General features: G+C 40.5%; 20 protein-coding genes. All 20 read left to right on the top strand.

Features of this window, described 5'->3' with window-relative positions; translation table 11 throughout:
- Positions 1-6 precede the first annotated feature (6 nt).
- The 20 genes from AC6CHU_RS03395 (at position 7) to AC6CHU_RS03300 (ending at position 21,065) form a co-directional block, all read left to right on the top strand.
- Positions 7-1,863 (top strand): TP0910 N-terminal domain-containing protein, encoded by a 1,857-nt coding sequence (locus AC6CHU_RS03395; RefSeq protein ID WP_498120038.1) that lies wholly within the window; start codon positions 7-9, stop codon positions 1,861-1,863.
- Positions 1,860-2,156 (top strand): EscU/YscU/HrcU family type III secretion system export apparatus switch protein, encoded by a 297-nt coding sequence (locus AC6CHU_RS03390; protein ID WP_251282821.1) that lies wholly within the window; start codon positions 1,860-1,862, stop codon positions 2,154-2,156. The genes AC6CHU_RS03395 and AC6CHU_RS03390 overlap by 4 nt, the downstream gene beginning before the upstream one ends.
- A 303-nt stretch (positions 2,157-2,459) precedes the next feature.
- Positions 2,460-3,620: an ADP-forming succinate--CoA ligase subunit beta gene (gene sucC / locus AC6CHU_RS03385; RefSeq protein WP_159862651.1), complete on the top strand. Its 1,161-nt coding sequence runs from the start codon at positions 2,460-2,462 to the stop codon at positions 3,618-3,620.
- A 113-nt stretch (positions 3,621-3,733) separates the two neighbouring features.
- On the top strand, positions 3,734-4,636 hold the full coding sequence (sucD, locus tag AC6CHU_RS03380; protein WP_159862652.1) for a succinate--CoA ligase subunit alpha: 903 nt from the start codon (positions 3,734-3,736) through the stop codon (positions 4,634-4,636).
- Between the two features lie 106 nt (positions 4,637-4,742).
- Complete coding sequence (gene dprA, locus AC6CHU_RS03375; RefSeq protein ID WP_498120036.1) at positions 4,743-5,618, top strand: DNA-processing protein DprA; 876 nt, start codon at positions 4,743-4,745, stop codon at positions 5,616-5,618.
- 394 nt (positions 5,619-6,012) lie between these two features.
- Complete coding sequence (gene topA, locus AC6CHU_RS03370) at positions 6,013-8,088, top strand: type I DNA topoisomerase (RefSeq protein ID WP_498120034.1); 2,076 nt, start codon at positions 6,013-6,015, stop codon at positions 8,086-8,088.
- Positions 8,089-8,313: 225 nt separating this feature from the next.
- A complete protein-coding gene (gene trmFO, locus AC6CHU_RS03365) occupies positions 8,314-9,621 on the top strand; it encodes an FADH(2)-oxidizing methylenetetrahydrofolate--tRNA-(uracil(54)-C(5))-methyltransferase TrmFO (RefSeq protein WP_159862655.1) in 1,308 nt (435 codons plus the stop codon).
- 64 nt (positions 9,622-9,685) lie between these two features.
- Positions 9,686-10,588, top strand: coding sequence for a tyrosine recombinase XerC (gene xerC / locus AC6CHU_RS03360; RefSeq protein WP_159862656.1), 903 nt, complete (start codon positions 9,686-9,688; stop codon positions 10,586-10,588).
- Between the two features lie 70 nt (positions 10,589-10,658).
- Complete coding sequence (gene hslV / locus AC6CHU_RS03355) at positions 10,659-11,201, top strand: ATP-dependent protease subunit HslV (RefSeq protein WP_159862657.1); 543 nt, start codon at positions 10,659-10,661, stop codon at positions 11,199-11,201.
- Between the two features lie 18 nt (positions 11,202-11,219).
- Positions 11,220-12,623 (top strand): ATP-dependent protease ATPase subunit HslU, encoded by a 1,404-nt coding sequence (hslU, locus tag AC6CHU_RS03350; protein ID WP_159862658.1) that lies wholly within the window; start codon positions 11,220-11,222, stop codon positions 12,621-12,623.
- 130 nt (positions 12,624-12,753) lie between these two features.
- Positions 12,754-13,533 carry a GTP-sensing pleiotropic transcriptional regulator CodY gene (gene codY / locus AC6CHU_RS03345; RefSeq protein WP_159862659.1) on the top strand — a complete coding sequence of 260 codons (780 nt, stop codon included), beginning with the start codon at positions 12,754-12,756 and terminating at the stop codon, positions 13,531-13,533.
- A gap of 427 nt (positions 13,534-13,960) precedes the next feature.
- Positions 13,961-14,356, top strand: coding sequence for a flagellar basal body rod protein FlgB (flgB, locus tag AC6CHU_RS03340; protein WP_159862660.1), 396 nt, complete (start codon positions 13,961-13,963; stop codon positions 14,354-14,356).
- Between the two features lie 2 nt (positions 14,357-14,358).
- Positions 14,359-14,811 carry a flagellar basal body rod protein FlgC gene (gene flgC, locus AC6CHU_RS03335; protein ID WP_498120031.1) on the top strand — a complete coding sequence of 151 codons (453 nt, stop codon included), beginning with the start codon at positions 14,359-14,361 and terminating at the stop codon, positions 14,809-14,811.
- A gap of 13 nt (positions 14,812-14,824) precedes the next feature.
- Positions 14,825-15,130 carry a flagellar hook-basal body complex protein FliE gene (gene fliE, locus AC6CHU_RS03330; RefSeq protein WP_498120029.1) on the top strand — a complete coding sequence of 102 codons (306 nt, stop codon included), beginning with the start codon at positions 14,825-14,827 and terminating at the stop codon, positions 15,128-15,130.
- Between the two features lie 149 nt (positions 15,131-15,279).
- Positions 15,280-16,887: a flagellar basal-body MS-ring/collar protein FliF gene (gene fliF / locus AC6CHU_RS03325; protein ID WP_498120027.1), complete on the top strand. Its 1,608-nt coding sequence runs from the start codon at positions 15,280-15,282 to the stop codon at positions 16,885-16,887.
- 12 nt (positions 16,888-16,899) lie between these two features.
- Positions 16,900-17,916: a flagellar motor switch protein FliG gene (gene fliG, locus AC6CHU_RS03320; protein ID WP_498120025.1), complete on the top strand. Its 1,017-nt coding sequence runs from the start codon at positions 16,900-16,902 to the stop codon at positions 17,914-17,916.
- Positions 17,909-18,685 (top strand): flagellar assembly protein FliH, encoded by a 777-nt coding sequence (fliH, locus tag AC6CHU_RS03315; protein WP_159862665.1) that lies wholly within the window; start codon positions 17,909-17,911, stop codon positions 18,683-18,685. Before fliG ends, fliH begins: the two co-directional genes overlap by 8 nt.
- Positions 18,682-19,998, top strand: coding sequence for a flagellar protein export ATPase FliI (gene fliI / locus AC6CHU_RS03310; RefSeq protein WP_159862666.1), 1,317 nt, complete (start codon positions 18,682-18,684; stop codon positions 19,996-19,998). Before fliH ends, fliI begins: the two co-directional genes overlap by 4 nt.
- 3 nt (positions 19,999-20,001) lie before the next feature.
- Positions 20,002-20,445: a flagellar export protein FliJ gene (gene fliJ / locus AC6CHU_RS03305; RefSeq protein ID WP_159862667.1), complete on the top strand. Its 444-nt coding sequence runs from the start codon at positions 20,002-20,004 to the stop codon at positions 20,443-20,445.
- A gap of 8 nt (positions 20,446-20,453) precedes the next feature.
- Positions 20,454-21,065, top strand: a complete 612-nt coding sequence (locus AC6CHU_RS03300; protein WP_159862668.1) for a MotE family protein — start codon at positions 20,454-20,456, stop codon at positions 21,063-21,065.
- The last annotated feature ends 19 nt before the right edge of the window (positions 21,066-21,084 follow it).

Raw genomic sequence — 21,084 nt, 5'->3', positions numbered from 1 at the left:
GAAGGTATGAAGCCGTCTGAATTAATTCAAAAAATTATAAGGCATGAGCAAAGCAATGCAGGAAAAGCGGCTTCATTCAGGCCTGGGCAAATTGTCAGCGGTAAAGTAGCGAAGTTATTTCCGAATCAGACGGCAGAGGTGCAGATCGGGGTACATAAAGTGATTGCACAGCTGGAAACCCCTTTGTCTGCTGACTATAGATATTGGTTTAGAGTCGAGCCGGGTGAAGGGCTGCTGCATTTAAGAGTTATGGATTCTGTAAAAGGCCAAAGCAAAGGAGCTGAGGCAGAAAGCCTTCTAAGACAGCTTGGAATGCAGGTGTCCCCGGAAAATAAAACCCTCATTCAATATTTTCTTAAGGAGCAGCTTCCGATTACTGGTGAAACATTAAGGATGGCATCGGAATGGATTTATGAAAGCATATCTGCTGCCGAAGTCCTGAGGACTGTTAAAGAGCTGATCATAAGGCAGCTTCCCTTTTCGAAGAATGTTTATTCAGCGCTCTCCTCAGTCTTAAACGGGGACCCATTATCTTCACTAATAGGAGTATTGCGGGATGAGTTAAAGGGAGTTGATTTATCATCCAAAGGAAAGCAAATATACTCTATACTTGAGAATTTGACAATGGCTTCAAGAGACAAACTGGGCCAGCAGGCAGTTGTAAGACTGTTTTCAGAGTGGCTGAATGCAGAAGGTCTGGCTACTTCCCGAACAGCTTTCGAGCTTTTGAAAACAGTGGGGATGTTACCTGGTGAAGCTGGCGAGGATGCTGCCGTAAAACAGCTTATTGAGGAAGGCGTGCAAAACAAACCGATTTTTCAAACACTGACTGCTCTTTTGAAAATAAGCAAATCAGGGAGCAGGCGTGAATTCATTTTAAATTTGGCCAAACTTAATGGTTTTTTTGCACAAAGGTCTGAAAGCAGCAGACAGAGTCAAGCTTTACAAACAATACTTAATGATTTTCGGAATGGAAAATTATCTTTTCCTCCAGAAAAAAATGTACTTAACACTCTTTTGAAATCAGCTCTATCTCTTACCATAAATGATGATTCTGGACATTTATTAGATGGGGAAAAATTCAAGCAGGCTGCTGTCCAGGCAGGGAGATTATTGGGAGGTGAAAAGCTTTCCGGTGCAGCTGCTCTCACACCTCAGGAAAATACAATGCTGGCAGAACTGAAAACAAGCCTTCGTCCCGAATCTCCTCTGCCATATGACCAGCGTCATATTCATAGTGAATTAAAGAGAATAATCAAAACACTGGGATTTTCTCATGAACATCATGTCCAAAATTTATTAAAACAGCAAGGTGGTGGAGGCGACGAAAATCTGGACACCCTCAAACCGCTCCTGATGGACTTCTTAAACGAAGAACCTGTGCATGCAGCTAAGAATGCAGCGGAAAGGCTTCTGCATAAAATAACCGGCTTTCAGGCGCTCTCGCAGGAATCCGGACCATTGCAGCACTACATCTTTCAGCTGCCGGTTTCTTTATGGGGAAAGGTCACCGATTTGACAATGCAGTGGAGCGGGAGGAGAACAGAAGACGGAAACATTGATCCCAGCCATTGCCGGGTTATCTTTTATTTGGATTTAGAGCATCTGAATGAAACGATTATCGATCTGCAGGTCCAAAACAGAATCATCAGCATTACAGTTATAAATGAGCATACTGAGATGAAAAGTTTAACTTCCCCGTTTGCAGCTGAACTAAAAGCAAATCTATTTACATTAAATTATAAGCTGTCTTCGGTTTCTTTTCAGAAGCCGGAGCCTGCCGGAGATTCACTTTCAGCAGGACAAGCAATGACTTCAATAGTACCTGCCAAATCATTCAGCGGAGTAGATATAAGAATATGAAAAAAAATCCCAATGTAAAAAGGAAAGAAGCGGTAGCGTTAAACTATGATCCTGAGAGTAATGGGGCACCAAAGATATCTGCAAAGGGGAAGGGCCTGACAGCTGAAAATATCCTTGCAAAGGCTAAGGAACATGGTATTCCGGTTCAGGAGGATCCTGCACTTGTTGAGCTTCTTGCCAGGCTTAATATCAATGAAGGAATTCCAGAAGAGCTTTATCAGGCCGTTGCAGAGGTATTTGCATTCATCTACAGAGCAGATCAGGAAGCTGGAAAGAGGGGAAATAGGAATTAATCTATTCTGGTAAACCAATATGTTTCTCTCACACTAATCATTTTTAGAAGCAAGGAGCGGTATTATACTTATATTCAAGTAGAATCGAAAGCTATCGACTGACAGTTTTCTTTATTTTAATAAAATATTTTTTCCATAAAATTAGGGTCTAATCCTCTTTAATACCAGGGTTTATGAACTATCCAATATTTATAATTTTTAAAGAAATATAATATTTTAGAGTAAATGGTAGACAAGGGTTGTGTCATTTAATAAAATGAAAGCGCAGTCTATTTTTTGAAGAGTTCGATAGGAGGATGGGAAATGAATATACATGAGTATCAAGGTAAAGAAGTCCTCAGACAATACGGGGTTGCCGTTCCAAATGGAAAAGTGGCATTTACAGTAGAAGAAGCTGTTGAAGCTGCTAAAGAGCTTGGCACTGAGGTATGTGTGGTTAAAGCGCAAATCCACGCCGGAGGACGCGGAAAAGCTGGCGGTGTAAAAGTTGCCAAAAATCTTGACGAAGTTCGTACATATGCAGGTGAAATCTTAGGAAAAACACTTGTTACACATCAAACAGGCCCGGAAGGCAAAGAAGTAAAGCGTTTACTGATTGAAGAGGGCTGTGACATTCAGAAGGAATATTATGTGGGTCTTGTCCTGGACCGCGCCACATCCCGTGTTGTTTTAATGGCATCGGAAGAAGGCGGCACAGAAATCGAAGAAGTGGCTGAAAAAACGCCTGAAAAAATCTTCAAGGAAGAAATCGATCCGGTTCTAGGTTTAACAGCATTCCAGGCTCGCAGAATCGCATTTAATATCAATATTCCATCAAAACTTGTCGGACAAGCTGTTAAATTTATGATGGGCTTATACAGAGCATATATTGAGAAAGATTGCTCTATTGCTGAAATCAATCCATTAGTTGTAACTGGAGACGGCAAAGTTATGGCTCTGGATGCTAAGCTGAACTTTGATGCAAATGCACTTTACCGTCAAAAAGACATCCTGGATCTTCGTGACCTTGAAGAAGAGGATGCAAAGGAAATCGAAGCATCAAAATACGACCTGAGCTACATTTCCCTTGATGGAAACATAGGCTGCATGGTTAATGGTGCAGGATTAGCAATGGCTACTATGGATATCGTTAAGCATTATGGCGGAGACCCGGCCAATTTCCTAGATGTTGGGGGCGGAGCAACAGCTGAGAAAGTAACTGAAGCTTTCAAAATCATCCTTTCTGATAAAAACGTAAAAGGAATTTTTGTTAATATCTTCGGCGGAATCATGAAGTGCGACATCATCGCCACTGGTGTAGTGGAAGCAGCAAAGCAAGTAGGCCTGAATGTGCCATTAGTTGTTCGTCTTGAAGGCACGAATGTTGAAATGGGCAAGAAGATTCTTGCAGAATCCGATATCGATATCATCGCTGCTGAGTCCATGGCTGACGGTGCACAAAAAATCGTTTCTTTAGTAGGCTAAGAATCAAAAATGAGCGGCCGTTCAGTATTAAAGGCATATAGCGGAATCAAAGGATTTTACTTAACGTCTTTATGCGCAGGATGGCTCTCTTTAGACCAGAAAGGAGAATTAACGTGAGCGTATTTATTAATAAAGATACTAAAGTTATAGTTCAAGGGATTACTGGTTCAACAGCCCTTTTCCATACAAAGCAAATGCTTGAATACGGAACGCAAATTGTCGGCGGTGTAACTCCGGGTAAAGGCGGTACTGAAGTAGAAGGTGTTCCTGTTTTCAATACAGTGGAGGAAGCAGTTAAGGCGACAGGTGCCAACGCCTCCGTTATCTATGTTCCCGCTCCATTTGCTGCAGATGCGATCCTTGAAGCTGTTGATGCAGAATTGGATCTTGCTATCTGTATCACTGAGCATATTCCTGTATTGGATATGGTTAAAGTTAAGCGTTATATGGAAGGCAAGAAGACCCGCCTTGTAGGTCCTAACTGCCCGGGTGTTATCACTCCTGAAGAGTGTAAGATCGGCATTATGCCAGGCTACATCCACACTAAAGGACATGTTGGGGTTGTTTCCCGTTCAGGCACATTGACTTATGAAGCTGTACATCAGCTGACACAGGCAGGTATCGGCCAATCAACTGCAGTTGGAATCGGCGGAGATCCAGTTAACGGAACAAACTTCATTGATGTTTTAAAAGCATTCAATGAAGACCCTGAAACTTATGCTGTCATCATGATTGGTGAAATCGGAGGAACTGCTGAAGAAGAAGCTGCAGAATGGGTTAAAGAAAACATGACTAAACCTGTTGTAGGCTTCATCGGCGGACGCACTGCACCTCCAGGAAAGCGTATGGGTCATGCTGGCGCAATCATCTCAGGAGGTAAAGGAACAGCTGATGAAAAAATCCGTGTAATGAATGAGTGCGGTATTCAGGTAGCTGACACTCCATCTGTAATGGGTGAAACACTGATAAAGGTTCTGAAAGAAAAAGGCCTTTATGACCAGTGTAAAACACACTAATCTTTTCAAATAACTTAAGAATAGTCCCTCTTTTTGAGGGACTATTTCTGCTTTGCCATTTTCCCCGCACACACCCCTTCATTAAAAAACAATACAGGAGGCTTCCATGAATGAATTTAATATGAGGCTCACCCATCTCCATCACTGCAGAGGAATGAGCTGGAAGATGATTTATTATATTCTTAAGAAAGATCCAGAATTAAAATTTTTGTATAATGATGCACCCTATCGAATAATACCCCCGGTAAACTCCACTAAGGAATCTCTCTCCAATGTATTCCAGGATCTGCATTCTGATCGAATCCATGAACAAATTCGCCAATACTCACCAAATGGCATTAAAGCCATTACTATTTTTGACGAGGAATATCCCATTCTTTTAAAAGAAACATACCAGCCGCCTTGGGTTTTATATGCCCGGGGCGATACCAGTCTTTTGAATAGCAGGGTACACCTGGCTGTTGTTGGTTCCAGACAGGCAACAGAGTATGGCGAGAAAGCCATTCAGTCCATTTTTCCGAAGCTTATTGAGCAGGGGATTATTATTGTAAGCGGGCTGGCAGCCGGTATAGATGCGATTGCACATAAGGAAGCAATTAAAAATAAAGGAAAAACAATCGGTGTCATAGCAGGTGGCCTGTTTCATATTTATCCACAGGCAAACCAGAAGCTTGCTTATGAAATGATGAAAAATCATCTGGTAATATCTGAATATCCGCCGGACACAAGGCCCTCAAGATGGCAGTTTCCAATGAGGAACCGAATCATAAGCGGGATTTGCAGAGGGACACTGATAATTCAGGCGAAAAGCAAAAGCGGCTCTCTTATTACAGCCAATTATGCTGTGCAGGAAGGACGGGAAGTGTTTGCAGTACCAGGGAATATTTTTAGCCCATTCTCAGTCGGAACAAATGAACTAATTCAGCAAGGTGCCAAACTGGTAAAATCGGCTGAAGAAATCTTGGAAGAGTTTGCTTACTGATCAGTTAAAAATGAAAAATGGAGCCTTGATAAATTAGAGGCTCTTCTCTTACATCCCTGATTTTAAATTTGTTTATTTAAAGGATTTTTTACAAAAAGGTTGAAATTCTATTAAAACTGTTATACATTTTGCAACAGGTATTAAGGAAATTAAGACTATGCTATTTAGTTATTATAGGGATTTATCTTGGAAACGGTTGCGGAAATAATCTGATTAAGTTTGACAAACTTGAATAGAATGTAGAATAATAATGAATATTTCAGTACACACGCAGTTAATGAGACTGCTTTAATGGTAATAAATAATAAATACAGGCAGTTTAGCAGGTGAAAATACCGCATTCCATAAAGGTTTTGCCTGGATGTATAAAATTCCCTCTCAAGGAGGACTATTGATGTCAGAGTTTCTTGTTATCGTTGAGTCACCTGCAAAGGCAAAAACGATTGAACGCTATTTAGGAAAAAAATATAAAGTAAAAGCTTCTATGGGACATGTCAGAGATCTTCCCAAAAGCCAAATGGGCATAGATGTGGAAAATAATTTCGAACCCAAATACATAACCATTCGCGGAAAAGGTCCTGTTCTAAAAGAGCTTAAGACTGCGGCAAAAAAAGCTAAGAAAATTTATCTCGCGGCTGACCCCGACAGAGAAGGGGAAGCTATTGCCTGGCATTTGGCACATAGCCTGGATATGGATATTAATTCGAATTGCCGTGTTGTCTTTAACGAAATTACAAAAGATGCCATAAAAGAATCCTTCAAGCATCCAAGGCCAATCAATATGGATCTTGTTGATGCACAACAGGCTAGAAGGATGCTGGATAGACTGGTCGGCTATAATATCAGCCCTTTACTATGGAAGAAAGTGAAAAAAGGGTTAAGTGCAGGAAGAGTGCAGTCTGTTGCAGTCCGATTGATCATCGACCGCGAAAAGGAAATCAAAGACTTCATCCCAGAAGAGTACTGGTCCATTGACGGAGAGTTCCTTAAAGGGAAAACAGCCTTCGATGCATCATTTTACGGATTTAAGAATGAGAAAGTTGAATTGAAGTCGGAAAGCGATGTTCAGAATATTTTAAGTAAAATGAAGGGCAATAAATTCAAGGTGGAGTCAGTCACCAAGAAGGAAAGAAAGCGGAATCCAGCAGCCCCTTTTACTACTTCATCACTTCAGCAGGAAGCTGCAAGAAAATTAAATTTCCGTGCCAAGAAAACGATGATGCTTGCACAGCAGCTTTATGAAGGAATTGAGCTCGGCAAAGAAGGTACTGTCGGTTTAATTACTTATATGAGAACTGACTCAACACGCATATCTGAAATTGCCCAAAGTGAAGCTGCAGACTATATCCAAAACTCTTACGGGAAAGAATTCCTTCAGAGTGAAAAGAAAAAAGAAAAGAAAAACAGTAATGCCCAAGATGCCCATGAGGCCATCCGCCCGACAAGTACGCTAAGGTCGCCTGCAAGTTTAAAAGAATACTTGTCGCGTGATCAGCTTCGATTATACAGGCTTATCTGGGAACGCTTTGTTGCAAGCCAAATGGCACCAGCGGTTATGGACACTATGAGTGTTGATTTAAAAAATGGAGAAGTGATTTTTCGGGCAACAGGCTCTAAAGTGAAATTTCCAGGTTTCATGAAAGTGTATGTTGAAGGCACTGATGATCAGTCTGAGGAAAAAGATAATATGCTCCCTGATCTTCAGGAAGGAGATGAAGTCCTTAAAAAAGACATCGAACCTAAACAGCACTTCACACAGCCTCCTCCAAGGTATACTGAGGCAAGACTGGTGAAAACACTTGAAGAACAGGGGATTGGGAGGCCATCTACGTTCGCTCCGACACTTGATACAATTCAAAAACGCGGATATGTTGCTCTGGACAATAAACGTTTTATTCCGACCGAACTTGGTGAAATCGTTCTTGAATTAATCATGGAATTCTTCCCTGAGATTCTTGATATCGAGTTTACCGCAAAGATGGAAAAAGACCTGGACTATGTAGAAGAGGGCAAAGTCAATTGGGTAAAGATCATAGATGATTTTTATGGAGACTTTGAAAAGAATCTTAAAATAGCGGAAAAGGAAATGCAGGAAGTAGAAATTAAGGATGAACCTGCCGGTGAGGACTGTGAACAATGCGGAAATCCTATGGTGTTCAAGATGGGACGTTATGGAAAGTTCATGGCCTGCAGTAATTTCCCTGACTGCCGCAATACCAAACCAATTGTTAAGGACATCGGTGTGAAATGTCCAAAGTGCAATGAAGGAAATATAATTGAAAGAAAAAGCAAAAAGCGGCGGATCTTCTACGGCTGTGACAGATTCCCTGAGTGTGACTTTATATCTTGGGATAAGCCGCTGCCGAGAAGCTGTCCAAAATGCGAAAACCTTCTGGTTGAGAAAAAACTCAAAAAAGGCGTTCAGGTTCAGTGTGTTGAATGCGACTATAAGGAAGAAAAGCAAAGTTAAGGGTGAGCTTAAATGCTCACTCTTTTCTATTGATGGGTTCAGTATCCAAAATAATTCCAGCCCGCCTGGCTTTTTCAGCGAAATTAGGACATGAAACTTTTTTATTTTTAAATCGTATTGTAAAATGGCAAAATGAATAAGAACAGGGTAAAGTAAGAGAGACTGTTCCTAAAAATATTAATTATTCATGACATCGTCATCATAGGATATATGGAGGTTTAATTAATGAAAGATACAGCAGTGAATGTAATTGGCGCAGGTCTTGCAGGCAGTGAGGCAGCTTGGCAGCTTGCGAGCAGAGGGATCAAGGTAAGGCTCTACGAAATGAGGCCGGTAAGGCAGACTCCTGCTCATCACACTGATAAATTTGCAGAACTTGTCTGCAGCAATTCCCTGCGTGCAAATACTTTAACAAATGCAGTCGGGGTATTAAAGGAAGAAATGAGAAAGCTGAATTCTGTTATCATCCATTCAGCTGACAGCAGTGCAGTTCCAGCAGGCGGAGCACTGGCAGTTGACCGCCATGATTTTGCAGCCCGTGTAACTGAACAAGTTAAAAACCATCCGAATGTAACGGTCATTAACGAAGAAGTGAAGGATATTCCGGAAGGGCCAACTATTATCGCTACTGGACCGCTAACAAGTGAAGCTTTATCAGCAAAATTAAAAGAGCTGTCCGGGGAAGATTATTTATATTTCTATGATGCAGCAGCTCCAATTATCGAAAAAGATTCAATTGATATGAATAAAGTTTATTTGAAATCACGTTATGACAAAGGAGAGGCGGCGTATCTCAATTGTCCAATGACGGAGGAAGAATTTGACCGCTTTTACGAGGCTCTTACCTCCGCGGAAACAGTTCCGCTAAAGGAATTTGAAAAGGAAATCTTTTTTGAGGGCTGTATGCCAATAGAAGTGATGGCAAACAGAGGAAAGAAAACAATGCTTTTCGGACCGATGAAGCCAGTAGGTTTAGAAGATCCTAAAACAGGAAAAAGGCCATATGCAGTTGTCCAGCTCCGCCAGGATGATGCAGCAGGAACGCTTTATAATATTGTAGGTTTTCAGACACATTTGAAATGGGGTCCACAAAAAGAGGTAATCCGCTTGATTCCTGGCCTTGAAAATGCAGAGATAGTAAGATATGGTGTTATGCACCGGAATACATTTATCAATTCTCCAAAAGTCCTTCGTGCAACATATCAGTTCAGGAATAGGGATGATTTATTCTTTGCAGGGCAAATGACCGGAGTTGAAGGGTATGTTGAATCGGCAGCCAGCGGACTTGTGGCAGGCATTAATGCTGCAAGGATTGTATTAGGCGAAGATCCAATAGAGTTTCCTCATGAGACAGCGATAGGAAGCATGGCACGTTATATTACCACAGCAAACCCGAAGAGTTTCCAGCCTATGAATGCTAATTTTGGTTTATTCCCTGAACTTCCCGAAAAAATAAGAGGAAAAAAAGAAAGAAATGAAAAGCATGCTGAAAGAGCATTAGGAACAATTCAGAACTTTATGAAAAATTTGTAAATTATGTTGCATTGGGCTGCTGAGTTGTGATAATATTTAGTAGCCCATGCGAGGTGAACATTTAATGTCTGAAAATGTGAACGTTTCTTTAAAGTTGTTTATTGAATATTTACAAATTGAGAAAAATTATTCACAATATACTATTGAACATTACCAGTATGATATTAGTGAGTTTTTTATGTTCATGTCTGAACAAGCGATTCCAGACTTAACAAAGGTCGAGTATCAGGATGTCAGGATATATCTCACTGATCTTTTCGAAAAAAAGATGTCGCGCAAGTCAGTTGCGAGAAAAATATCAAGCCTAAGGAGCTTTTTTAAATTTTTGCTGAGAGAAGAGATAGTTGCTGAGAATCCATTCGCACTTGTTTCCATTCCGAAAGCACAGAAAAAGCTGCCGGAATTTTTCTATGAAAAAGAAATGAAACAGCTTTTTGATGCTTGTGAATCAGCCACTCCTCTGGGGCAAAGAAATAAAGCCCTTCTTGAAATATTATATGCAACCGGCATCCGCGTTAGTGAATGCAGTCAAATCCGCTTAAAGGACCTGGATATGCATTTATCAACGGTTCTTGTAAGGGGAAAGGGCAGCAAAGAAAGGTATGTCCCTTTCGGAAGCTTCGCCCAGGACGCAATTGAAACATACATAAACCATGGACGTAAAGAATTGCTTGGAAATGGGAATGTGCAGGAAAATTTGTTTCTGAATGCCCGGGGCGGTCCTCTTACAGCAAGAGGAATCAGGACCATTCTTGACCGGATGATAGAGAAATCATCCTTAACAGGCAAAATCCACCCCCATATGCTTCGCCACACATTTGCGACGCATCTAATGGCTAATGGGGCTGATATGAGAACAGTCCAGGAATTGCTTGGACACGCATTTCTATCTTCAACCCAGGTATATACACATGTTACGAATGAATACTTGAAAAAAACTTATTTGGCCCATCATCCGCGAGCATAGCGGAAAAAGCCAATAACGAATAGTCTGCAGAAAAATCTAAAGGCAATATGCTCCAAAGGAGGAGTCTTTCATGTCCGAATTTCATGCAACAACAATATTTGCTGTGCATCATAATGGAGAATGTGCAATGTCCGGCGACGGCCAGGTTACTTTTGGAAATGCAGTTGTAATGAAGCACACTGCAAAAAAAGTCAGAAAGCTGTTCAACGGGAAGGTGCTTGCAGGATTCGCAGGCTCAGTTGCTGATGCATTTACGTTATTTGAAATGTTTGAAGGAAAGCTTGAAGAGTATAATGGAAACCTTGAGAGAGCAGCTGTAGAGCTTGCAAAAGAATGGAGAAGCGATAAGGTTCTGCGCAAGCTTGAAGCAATGCTTATTGTAATGAATAGTGATAGTCTGCTGCTCATCTCCGGTACAGGTGAAGTTATTGAGCCGGATGATGGGATTCTGGCTATTGGATCAGGAGGCAATTATGCTCTTGCAGCTGGACGTTCCCTAAAAAGATTTGCAGGTGAACACTTGTCAGCAAGAGAAATCGCCAAGGCCTCTCTGGAAATGGCTGCCGAAATATGTGTATATACAAACCACAACATTATTGTGGAAGAACTCTAATAAAAGGAGTGCTGTTACATGGGTAAAGGAACAAGTTTAACTCCACGCCAAATTGTTGAGCGCCTGGATCAATATATTATCGGTCAAAAAGATGCAAAAAAAGCGGTTGCTATAGCTCTTAGAAATCGCTATCGCCGCAGCTTGCTTGAAGAAAAACTGCGGGAAGAAATAAATCCTAAAAATATATTGATGATCGGCCCAACTGGAGTAGGAAAGACTGAAATTGCGCGCAGAATGGCTAAATTGGTGGGTGCACCATTTGTTAAGGTGGAGGCAACTAAATTCACTGAAGTTGGTTATGTCGGCAGAGATGTTGAATCCATGGTAAGGGATCTTGTGGAAACATCAGTCCGTCTTGTAAAAGAAGAAAAGATGGCCAGTGTAAAGGAAAGAGCAGAAGAGAATGCCAATCGCCGCATACTTGAACTGCTAGTACCTGGTGCCAAAAAAACAGCTAATTATAAAAATCCACTTGAAATGCTATTTGGCGGAGGTAATGATCAGCAGCAGGATACGTATCAGACAGAAGATTTAAACCTCCAGGAAAAGCGCAAGATTGTAAAAGAAAAGCTTGCACTTGGCGAATTGGAAAATGAAGTTATTACCGTTGAAGTGGAGGAGCAGCAGCCTTCCATGTTTGACATGCTTCAGGGCTCAGGAATGGAGCAAATGGGCATGAATATGCAGGATGCCCTAAGCAATCTTATGCCTAAGAAAAGGAAAAAAAGAAAACTGACTGTAAGAGAAGCCAGAAAGATCTTAACAAATGAAGAAGCCCAAAAGCTGATTGATATGGATGAAGTCGGCCAAGAGGCTGTTTTCCGTGCTGAACAGTCAGGAATAATATTTATTGATGAAATCGATAAAATTGCCAGCAAAAATAGTGGCGGTTCATCTGCAGATGTCTCAAGGGAAGGGGTTCAAAGAGATATTTTGCCGGTGGTTGAAGGTTCAACAGTAGTAACAAAATACGGATCTGTAAAAACCGACCATGTATTGTTTATTGCTGCAGGTGCTTTCCATATGGCAAAGCCTTCTGACCTGATTCCGGAATTACAGGGACGTTTTCCGATCCGTGTGGAGCTGACTAAGCTGACTGTGGAAGATTTCTACAAGATACTTGTGGAGCCCGATAATGCATTAATTAAACAATATGAAGCATTATTGGTAACAGAAGGTATACAAATTGAATTTTCTGACGATGCTATTCATAGGATTGCTCAATTTGCTTTCGAAGTTAACCAGAATACGGATAATATTGGTGCAAGGCGTCTTCATACAATCATGGAAAAACTTCTTGAAGATTTATCATTTGAAGCACCGGACATCACCATGGAAAAAATCACAATTACCCCTCAATATGTTGAGGAGAAACTCGGTGCCATTTCCCGCAATAAGGATTTAAGCCAGTTTATACTGTGACCTCATTGTTTAAAGAACAAAGGCAAAGGGTATCGAAAAATGAATACTGAAAAAAGTCAACAACAGCAATAACTTATTTAATTTTAACAAAATATATGTTTATGGGTTGCAGCAAATAGGAGGAAATACAATGGATTTATTAACAAAAACTAGAAAAATTAATGCAATGCTTCAAAGAGCAGCCGGGAAGCCGGTTAATTTCAAAGAAATGTCAGAAACACTAAGCGATGTAATCGAAGCAAATATCTTCGTAGTAAGCCGCAGAGGCAAACTGCTTGGGTTTGCTGTAAATCAGCAAATCGAAAACGAGCGCATGAAACAAATGCTTGAAGATCGTCAGTTCCCTGAAGAATATACGAAGAATTTATTTAACATCCAGGAAACTTCTTCTAATCTGGATATGGAGAGTGAATATACTGCATTTCCAGTAGAAAATAAAGAACTTTTTGCCAGTGGCTTGACTACGATTGTTCCGATCATTGGCGGCGGGGAGCGTCTTGGCACACTAATTCTTGCAAGATTACAGGAACAGTTCCATGATGATGATTTAATTCTTGCTGAATATGGTGCGACAGTAGTTGGCATGGAAATTCTGCGTGAAAAAGCGGAAGAAATAGAAGAAGAAGCGCGCAGCAAAGCGGTTGTACAAATGGCAATCAGTTCACTTTCTTACAGTGAGCTTGAAGCGATTGAGCATATCTTTGAAGAGCTTAACGGCAATGAAGGACTTCTTGTTGCATCAAAAATTGCAGATCGTGTAGGCATTACCCGCTCTGTAATCGTTAATGCTCTAAGAAAACTGGAAAGTGCAGGAGTCATTGAGTCCCGTTCTTTAGGAATGAAGGGTACTTATATCAAAGTCCTAAATGACAAATTCCTGTTTGAATTGGAAAAGCTGAAATCAAACTAATAAATTTCTTTAAACCCGACCCTCAGTGGCGGGTTTTTTTGTTACAAATTCATTACATTTAATACTGGTAAATTTATGTATTTTAAACATTTTTTATAAGTTCATTGGTCATGTGTTATATAAATTTCAAATATATCAATCAGTTATATAGGTTAAAAGATCTACTATAGTGGATGTCAATAAAATTCGGAAGGAATCAGGTGTGGAGTAATTATGGTAAATACATCCAATTACCTTATGTAACTTTCAGCATATTTTAAAGATTTGTCGAAAATAGGCCAAAAGTATTAGTAAAATTACTCTTATGTACATAGACATATTATTTCGTATTCATTACAATAATGTTTATGATGACATATTTTGTCCATTATCAACAAATTTCTACAATTATTACCATATAAAAATGTTTTTATTCGAGGTGTTTTGATTGAAGCTGTTTTCTGGCACTCTATCTACATTAGAACAAGCACTTAATTATTCATCGCTCAAACAAAAAGTAATATCACAAAATATTGCAAATGCTGATACACCAAACTATAAAGCAAAAGATGCAAGCTTTAAAGCAGCTTTCAAAAGTGTTTTAAATGATTCAATGGAAGCAAACAAAAGTGATTTCAGACATTACGAGTTTAAAAACGCTTCATCTCCAGGGCAAGGTATAGTAACAAAACCTGATTCTTCCTACAACCATAACGGCAATAGCGTTGATTTGGATAAGGAAATGGCGGATCTGGCTTCAAATCAGATTTACTATAATGCAGTTATTGAACGAGTAAGCGGCAAGTTTTCCAGTCTGCAGAATGTATTGCGGGGAGGCAAATAGTAATGTCTATGTTTCATAGTATGAATAATACAGCATCGGCTCTAACTGCCCAAAGGCTCCGGATGGATGTAATTTCTTCTAATATGGCTAATGCTGATTCTACAAGAAGTATAAATGGAGCCGGACCCTATAAAAGGAAGTCAGTGGTACTGGAACCGAAAGAAGGGCAATTTTCATCTTTCTTGAATATGGCCATAAGCCAAAAGGGGAGAAATTCTGCAGGGAACGGGGTAAAGGTGTCCAGAATTGTAGAAGATCGGGTAACCCCAACTAAAATGGTTTATGATCCTTCGCATGTTGATGCTAATGAAGATGGATATGTTGAAATGCCAAATGTGGATCCTTTAAGAGAAATGGCAGATCTTATTAGTGCAACAAGATCCTATGAAGCTAATGTTACGGTTTTTAATGCCTCTAAAGGCATGATGATGAAAGCATTGGAAATCGGCAAATAAGGAGAACCTTTAAATGAGAAATATCATGTTTATGCCAGTGAATACAATAAAGCCCGCTGAAAACCAAAAGACTCATACATATACATCATTCGATGCTCAGCAAAGTTTTTCGTCGGTTTTAAAGCAATCAATTGAAAAAATAAATAATGCACAGATTCAGTCAGACGCTATGACTGAAAAGCTTGCAAAGGGAGAAAATATCGATCTTCACCAGGTGATGATTACTTCACAGAAAGCGAGCATCACGATGCAGGCAGCTCTCGAAATCAGAAATAAAGTAATAGAAGCTTATCAGGAAGCGATGAGAATGCAGGTTTAATACTAAGGCACTTCCATTGAAAAACTTAGAAAATTGAAAGAATCCTCTGATAGGTGGGGTTTTTTCAATTTTTTAATGAAAGAAAATGATTAAAGCTAAAAACTAGTTATGGCGGTTATTAGCTAAGACAGAATAACCGGAGGATTGGGATGAAAGAGACGCTACAGATATATATAAGCAATTTGAAAGCCTACTGGGTGAGCAGGTCAAAAAAGCAAAAAACTATAATGATTGGTGCAGCTGCATTATGTATACTGCTGATTGCAGCTGCTGCTATCCTCAGTACCAGAACCAATCTCGTTCCTCTATACAGCAACCTGACACCTTCTGAAACTGGAACGATAAAAGAAAGTCTTGATACGAGAGGAATTGTATCTGAAATAGCAGATGGCGGAACAACAATTAAAGTACCTGAAGAATCAGTAGATACTCTGAAAGTAGAGCTGGCTGCAGAAGGAATTCCGAAGTCGGGCAGCATTGATTATTCATTTTTTAGCCAAAATGCCGGAATTGGCATGACTGAAAATGAGTTCAATGTTCTGAAGCTGGAAGCAATGCAGACTGAGCTTGCAAATTTAATGAAAGGGATCGAAGGTGTCAATGATGCCAAGGTAATGATTAACCTTCCGGCAAAAGGCATCTTTGTTAATGATCCATCAGAGGAAGCCTCTGCTTCAATTGTTCTTAACACAAAACCAGGACACCAATTTGAAGAATCGCAAATTCAGGCGCTTTACCACTTGGCTTCGAAAAGTATACCAAACCTTCCCACTGATAATATCGTCATTACCAACCAGTTTTTTGAGTATTTTGATTTGAAAAATGAACAAAATTCTTCACCTGAAAGCACATTTGCGGCACAGCATGAAATCAAGAAAGAAATCGAGCGGGATGTACAGCGCCAGGTGCAGAACATGCTGGGGACTTTAATGGGCCAGGATAAAGTGGTTGTATCAGTAACAGCCGATATTGACTTTACCCAGGAAAACAGGGAAGAGAACCTTGTTGCACCTGTTGATGAAGAAAATATGGAAGGGCTGGCGATCAGTGCTCAAAAGATAACGGAAACGTTTACTGGAAACGGTGATGCTGCAGGCGGATTTACTCCTGCTGGAGGAAACGACGAGCCTGCCGGTACTGATGCAGGTTCTTACCAAGAAATTGGAAATTCAAACGGGGATTATGAACGAATAGAAGAGACTATTAATAATGAAGTTAATAAAATTCGCAAAGAAATAGTTGAAAGTCCATATAAAGTCAGGGATTTAGGGATCCAGGTAATGGTGGAACCCCCGACTGCGGATGATCCTGCATCACTTCCGCAGGAAAGAATTAATGATATTACAAAAATTCTTGGGACTGTGGTCCGCACAACAATTAATAAGGATTCTGCAGTTGAAGAGGAATTAACAGACGACGCGATTCAGGAAAAAATCGCTGTTTCTGTACAGCCGTTCAATGGTAAAGTTGAATTCCCTAATGAGACAAGCACCAAGATTCCCTGGTGGATTTATGCAATTGGGGGAATGCTTCTTTTAATAATTGCTCTATTAATCTTCCTTTTTATAAAAGCCAGAAAGAACCATATACAAGAAAAAGAGATAGAATCACATGCATTGGACACAGTCAACATACCGGATGTTAATGAAGAGCATGAAACGGAAAGTACAATGAGGCGTAAACAGCTGGAGAAAATGGCAAAAGAAAAGCCTGAAGACTTTGCAAAGCTGCTGCGTACATGGATCGCAGAAGATTAAGGGGGATAAAAAATGCCAAAAAAAGAACAAAGAGAACTAACAGGTAAGCAAAAAGCGGCAATTCTTCTTATTTCACTCGGTCCTGATGTTGCATCCTCTGTTTATAAACATTTAAGTGAAGAAGAAATAGAAAAATTAACCCTGGAAATCTCCGGGGTCAGAAAAGTTGATTCGTTCGCTAAAGAAGAAATTCTCGAAGAATTCCATCAAATTGCCCTGGCACAGGACTATATAACACAGGGCGGCATTGGCTATGCAAAAACAGTTCTCGAGAAGGCACTTGGTACTGAGCAGGCTTCAGCCATTATAAACAGGCTGACGTCTTCTCTTCAGGTAAGACCTTTCGATTTTGCGAGGAAGGCTGACCCTGCACAAATTCTAAATTTTATTCAAAATGAACACCCGCAAACCATCTCCTTGATATTGTCTTATCTGGATCCTGCACAGGCCGGGCAAATTCTGTCAGAGCTGCCGCAGGAAATGCAGGCGGATATTGCAAGAAGGATTGCTGTAATGGATAGTACATCTCCTGAGATCATTAATGAAGTTGAACAGATACTTGAAAGAAAACTGTCTTCTACTGTAACTCAGGATTATACTCAGACCGGCGGGATTGAATCGGTGGTTGATGTCCTTAATGGAGTTGACCGTGCAACAGAAAGGACAATTCTGGATGCACTGGAGATTCAGGATCCAGAGCTTGCTGAGGAAATTAAGAAGAGAATGTTTGTGTTTGAAGATATCGTTACCCTAGACAGCCGCGCAATACAGCGTGTCATCCGTGATTGTGAAAGTGAAGACCTCATGCTATCGCTGAAAGTATCGAGTGATGAAGTTAAAGAAATTGTCTTTAAAAACATGTCTTCCAGAATGGTTGAAACCTTCAAGGATGAAATGGAATACATGGGTCCTGTGAGACTAAGAGATGTTGAAGAGGCACAATCAAGAATCGTTGGCATTATAAGAAGATTGGAAGAATCAGGGGAAATTATCGTCGCCCGCGGCGGAGGAGAGGATATTATTGTCTAGGCTAATAAAATCATACTCACCTGCAGTGCCAATTGAAGAAAAAAAAGTCATTTCGATCAGACATCTGCACAGCCATTTAAACCACAATGAAGAGGAAGTGGAGCAGTGTTCAGTGAGACCCTATGAAGAGGTTCAAGCCATGCTGAACAAGGCCCATGAGGAAGCTGAATGGATTGTCAATACTGCAAGAATAGATTCAGAAAATTTGGCCCGGCAAATGGAAGAGCAGCGAGGGGTGCTTGAACAGGAAAAACAAAAAGTTTTTGAAGAAGCCAGAACACATGGATTTGCTGCTGGAGCAGAAGAAGGCAGACAAAGTGCTCTTACGGAATACACTGACCTGATTCAGATGGCAAGAGAAGTGGTAGACTCCGCCAAACATGATTATCAGCAGCACATTGAATCATCAGAACGGACCATTCTGGATCTTGGATTAAAGGTTGCAGGGAAAATACTTGGTGAAGTTCTAGAACAGGACAGTGACCAATTTCTTTCTATTGTAAAAAGGGCTCTAAAGGAAGCAAGAGAATACACAGAGATACAGCTTCATGTGCACCCAGTGCATTATGACTTGGTTCTATCTCATAAGGAAGAACTAATCCGCGTTTTTCCTAAAGAGACAGATTTATATATTTATCCAGATGAGGAATTAAGCAATACAAGCTGCGTCATTGAATCAGCAAACGGAAGAATTGAAGCCAGTGTTGACAGCCAGCTTGAAGAAATAAAAAGTAAACTCTTTGAGATGCTGGAGAGTGAATCAAATTGAAGCTTGAACAGCTGATCAGCGAGATTGAAAAAGTAGATAGCTTTAAGCGTTTTGGCAGGGTAAAAAGAGTAGTGGGTCTGATGATTGAGTCACAAGGACCGGAAAGTTCAATCGGGGATGTCTGCATTATCCATATCGGTAATGGGCGCACAAGAAAGATCCAGGCGGAAGTAGTCGGGTTTAAGAATGAGAATGTGATCCTTATGCCTTATACAGATGTACAGGACATATCACCAGGATCTCTTGTCGAAACAACCGCTAGACCTCTTGAGGTGAAGATAGGCCCAGCTCTTATCGGACAGGCAATAGACTCACTCGGACAGCCTCTCGATGGGTCTATGCTCCCAAAAGGGCTGAAGCCAGTTCTAACGGAACAAACTCCTCCTAATCCGCTGAAAAGGCCGCCGATCTCTGAGCCTATTGAAGTAGGTGTAAGAATGATCGACAGCCTGCTTACTGTAGGAATCGGTCAGCGAGTCGGGATTTTTGCAGGAAGCGGTGTCGGGAAAAGCACACTTCTTGGAATGATAGCCCGTAATACAAATGCCGATTTAAATGTGATTGCTCTTATTGGGGAGAGAGGCAGAGAAGTCAGGGGATTTATTGAGAGGGACTTAGGCCCGGAAGGTTTGAAAAGATCCATCGTGGTGGTTGCTACTTCTGATCAGCCGGCACTCATGAGAATTAAAGGGGCATATACAGCCACTGCTATTGCTGAATATTTCAGGGACAAGGGCTTAAATGTCATGCTAATGATGGATTCGGTAACACGGGTGGCAATGGCTCAGCGTGAAGTAGGCCTTGCAGTCGGAGAACCGCCAACAACGAAAGGGTATACCCCATCTGTCTTTGCTGTATTGCCTAAACTTCTGGAAAGAACCGGAACAAATGAATATGGCTCTATAACGGCATTTTATACCGTGCTGGTGGACGGGGATGATATGAATGAGCCGATTGCAGATACAGTCAGGGGAATACTGGATGGACACTTTGTTCTGGACAGATCGCTAGCAAATAAGGGGCAATATCCAGCTATAAATGTCCTAAAAAGCGTAAGCCGGGTAATGAATCATATTACAGATTCCTTTCATATTAAGTCAGCAGAAAAAGTGAGAGAGATGTTAAGCACATATATCAATGCAGAGGATTTAATTAATATTGGAGCTTACAAACGGGGTTCATCGATGGAAATAGACGAAGCTATACAGTTGTATCCTTCGATAATCTCTTTTTTAAAACAAGAAACGAATGAAAAAATTTCTATCTTGGAAAGCATCAGCCAATTAAAGAGATTAGCTGGTAAAGGGGAATAAAAAATGCAGTACCAATTTAAATTCAATAAAATCCTGAAGATCAAAGAAAAAGAAAAAGATCAGGCGTTCGATATATACAATCAGGCTGTAAAACGATTCGAAGAAACTGCTAAGAAACTATACGATCTGCTGAAAAAGAAAGAAGATCTGGAAGAATATCAGCAATCAAGACTGGAAAATGGACTTCCGGTCCAGGAAATCAGGCATCACCAGCATTTTGTGAGCAGCCTTGAGAAGACGATTGATCATTATCAAAAGATGGTGGCGAATGCAAGAAACCAAATGAATTTTCAGCAGGAAAAACTAATGGAAAAAAACATTGAAGTAAAAAAGTATGAAAAAATGCAGGAAAAAGATTTAGCATTTTTTCTGGAAGGCATGAAGCAAGCAGAAGGAAGGCAAATGGATGAGATCTCGATTCAGCTGTTTATGAATCGGGGAGATTAGGTGGTTAAATGAAAAAAATGCAGGAAGAACAAGAGACTCCCAAAACAAGCAGGTTTCAATGGTTTATATATGCATTCTTAATCCCCATCCTTTTCGGAATAACCGTAGCCCTGCTGATTTTTACAATAACAGGAAACAACATTTTTGATACAGCTAAAGAATTTACCCAGAAGGTGCCTTTTATAGCTGAGGTTTTTGATGATACAAAATCCCGTTCACAGGAAGTGATGGAGGAGCAGCTCATTAGCCTGCGGGCAGAAGTAAAAGATCGTGAAGCAAGGATTTTCCAGCTGGAAAGCGAGCTTGACAGCAAAGAGGTTGAAATAGAAAGAGCAGGACTGGAAAAGCAAAGGCTGGAGGAAGAAATCAGCGAGCTTACGGCTATTAAGGAAGAAAACAAGCGAGCGTTTAAAGACATCGTAAGGACTTATGAAAGAATTTCTGCTAAAAAAGCAGCACCTATTTTAACTGAAATGAAGGATGAAGAAGCTGTAAAAATATTATCAACAGTTAATTCTGACACGCTGGCTGCCATTATGGAGAAGATGGAACCTAAAGACGCTGCACGATATACAGCACTTTTAACAGCTGCCAAAGAAAAGAACAGATCCAGTAATTAAAATCTTGAGAGGAGGTGAA

It is taken from the genome of Cytobacillus sp. GQ23 (assembly GCF_059758675.1).
The sequence above is the reverse complement of the archived record's forward strand: the minus strand, read 5'-3'. Positions and strand labels throughout refer to the sequence as shown.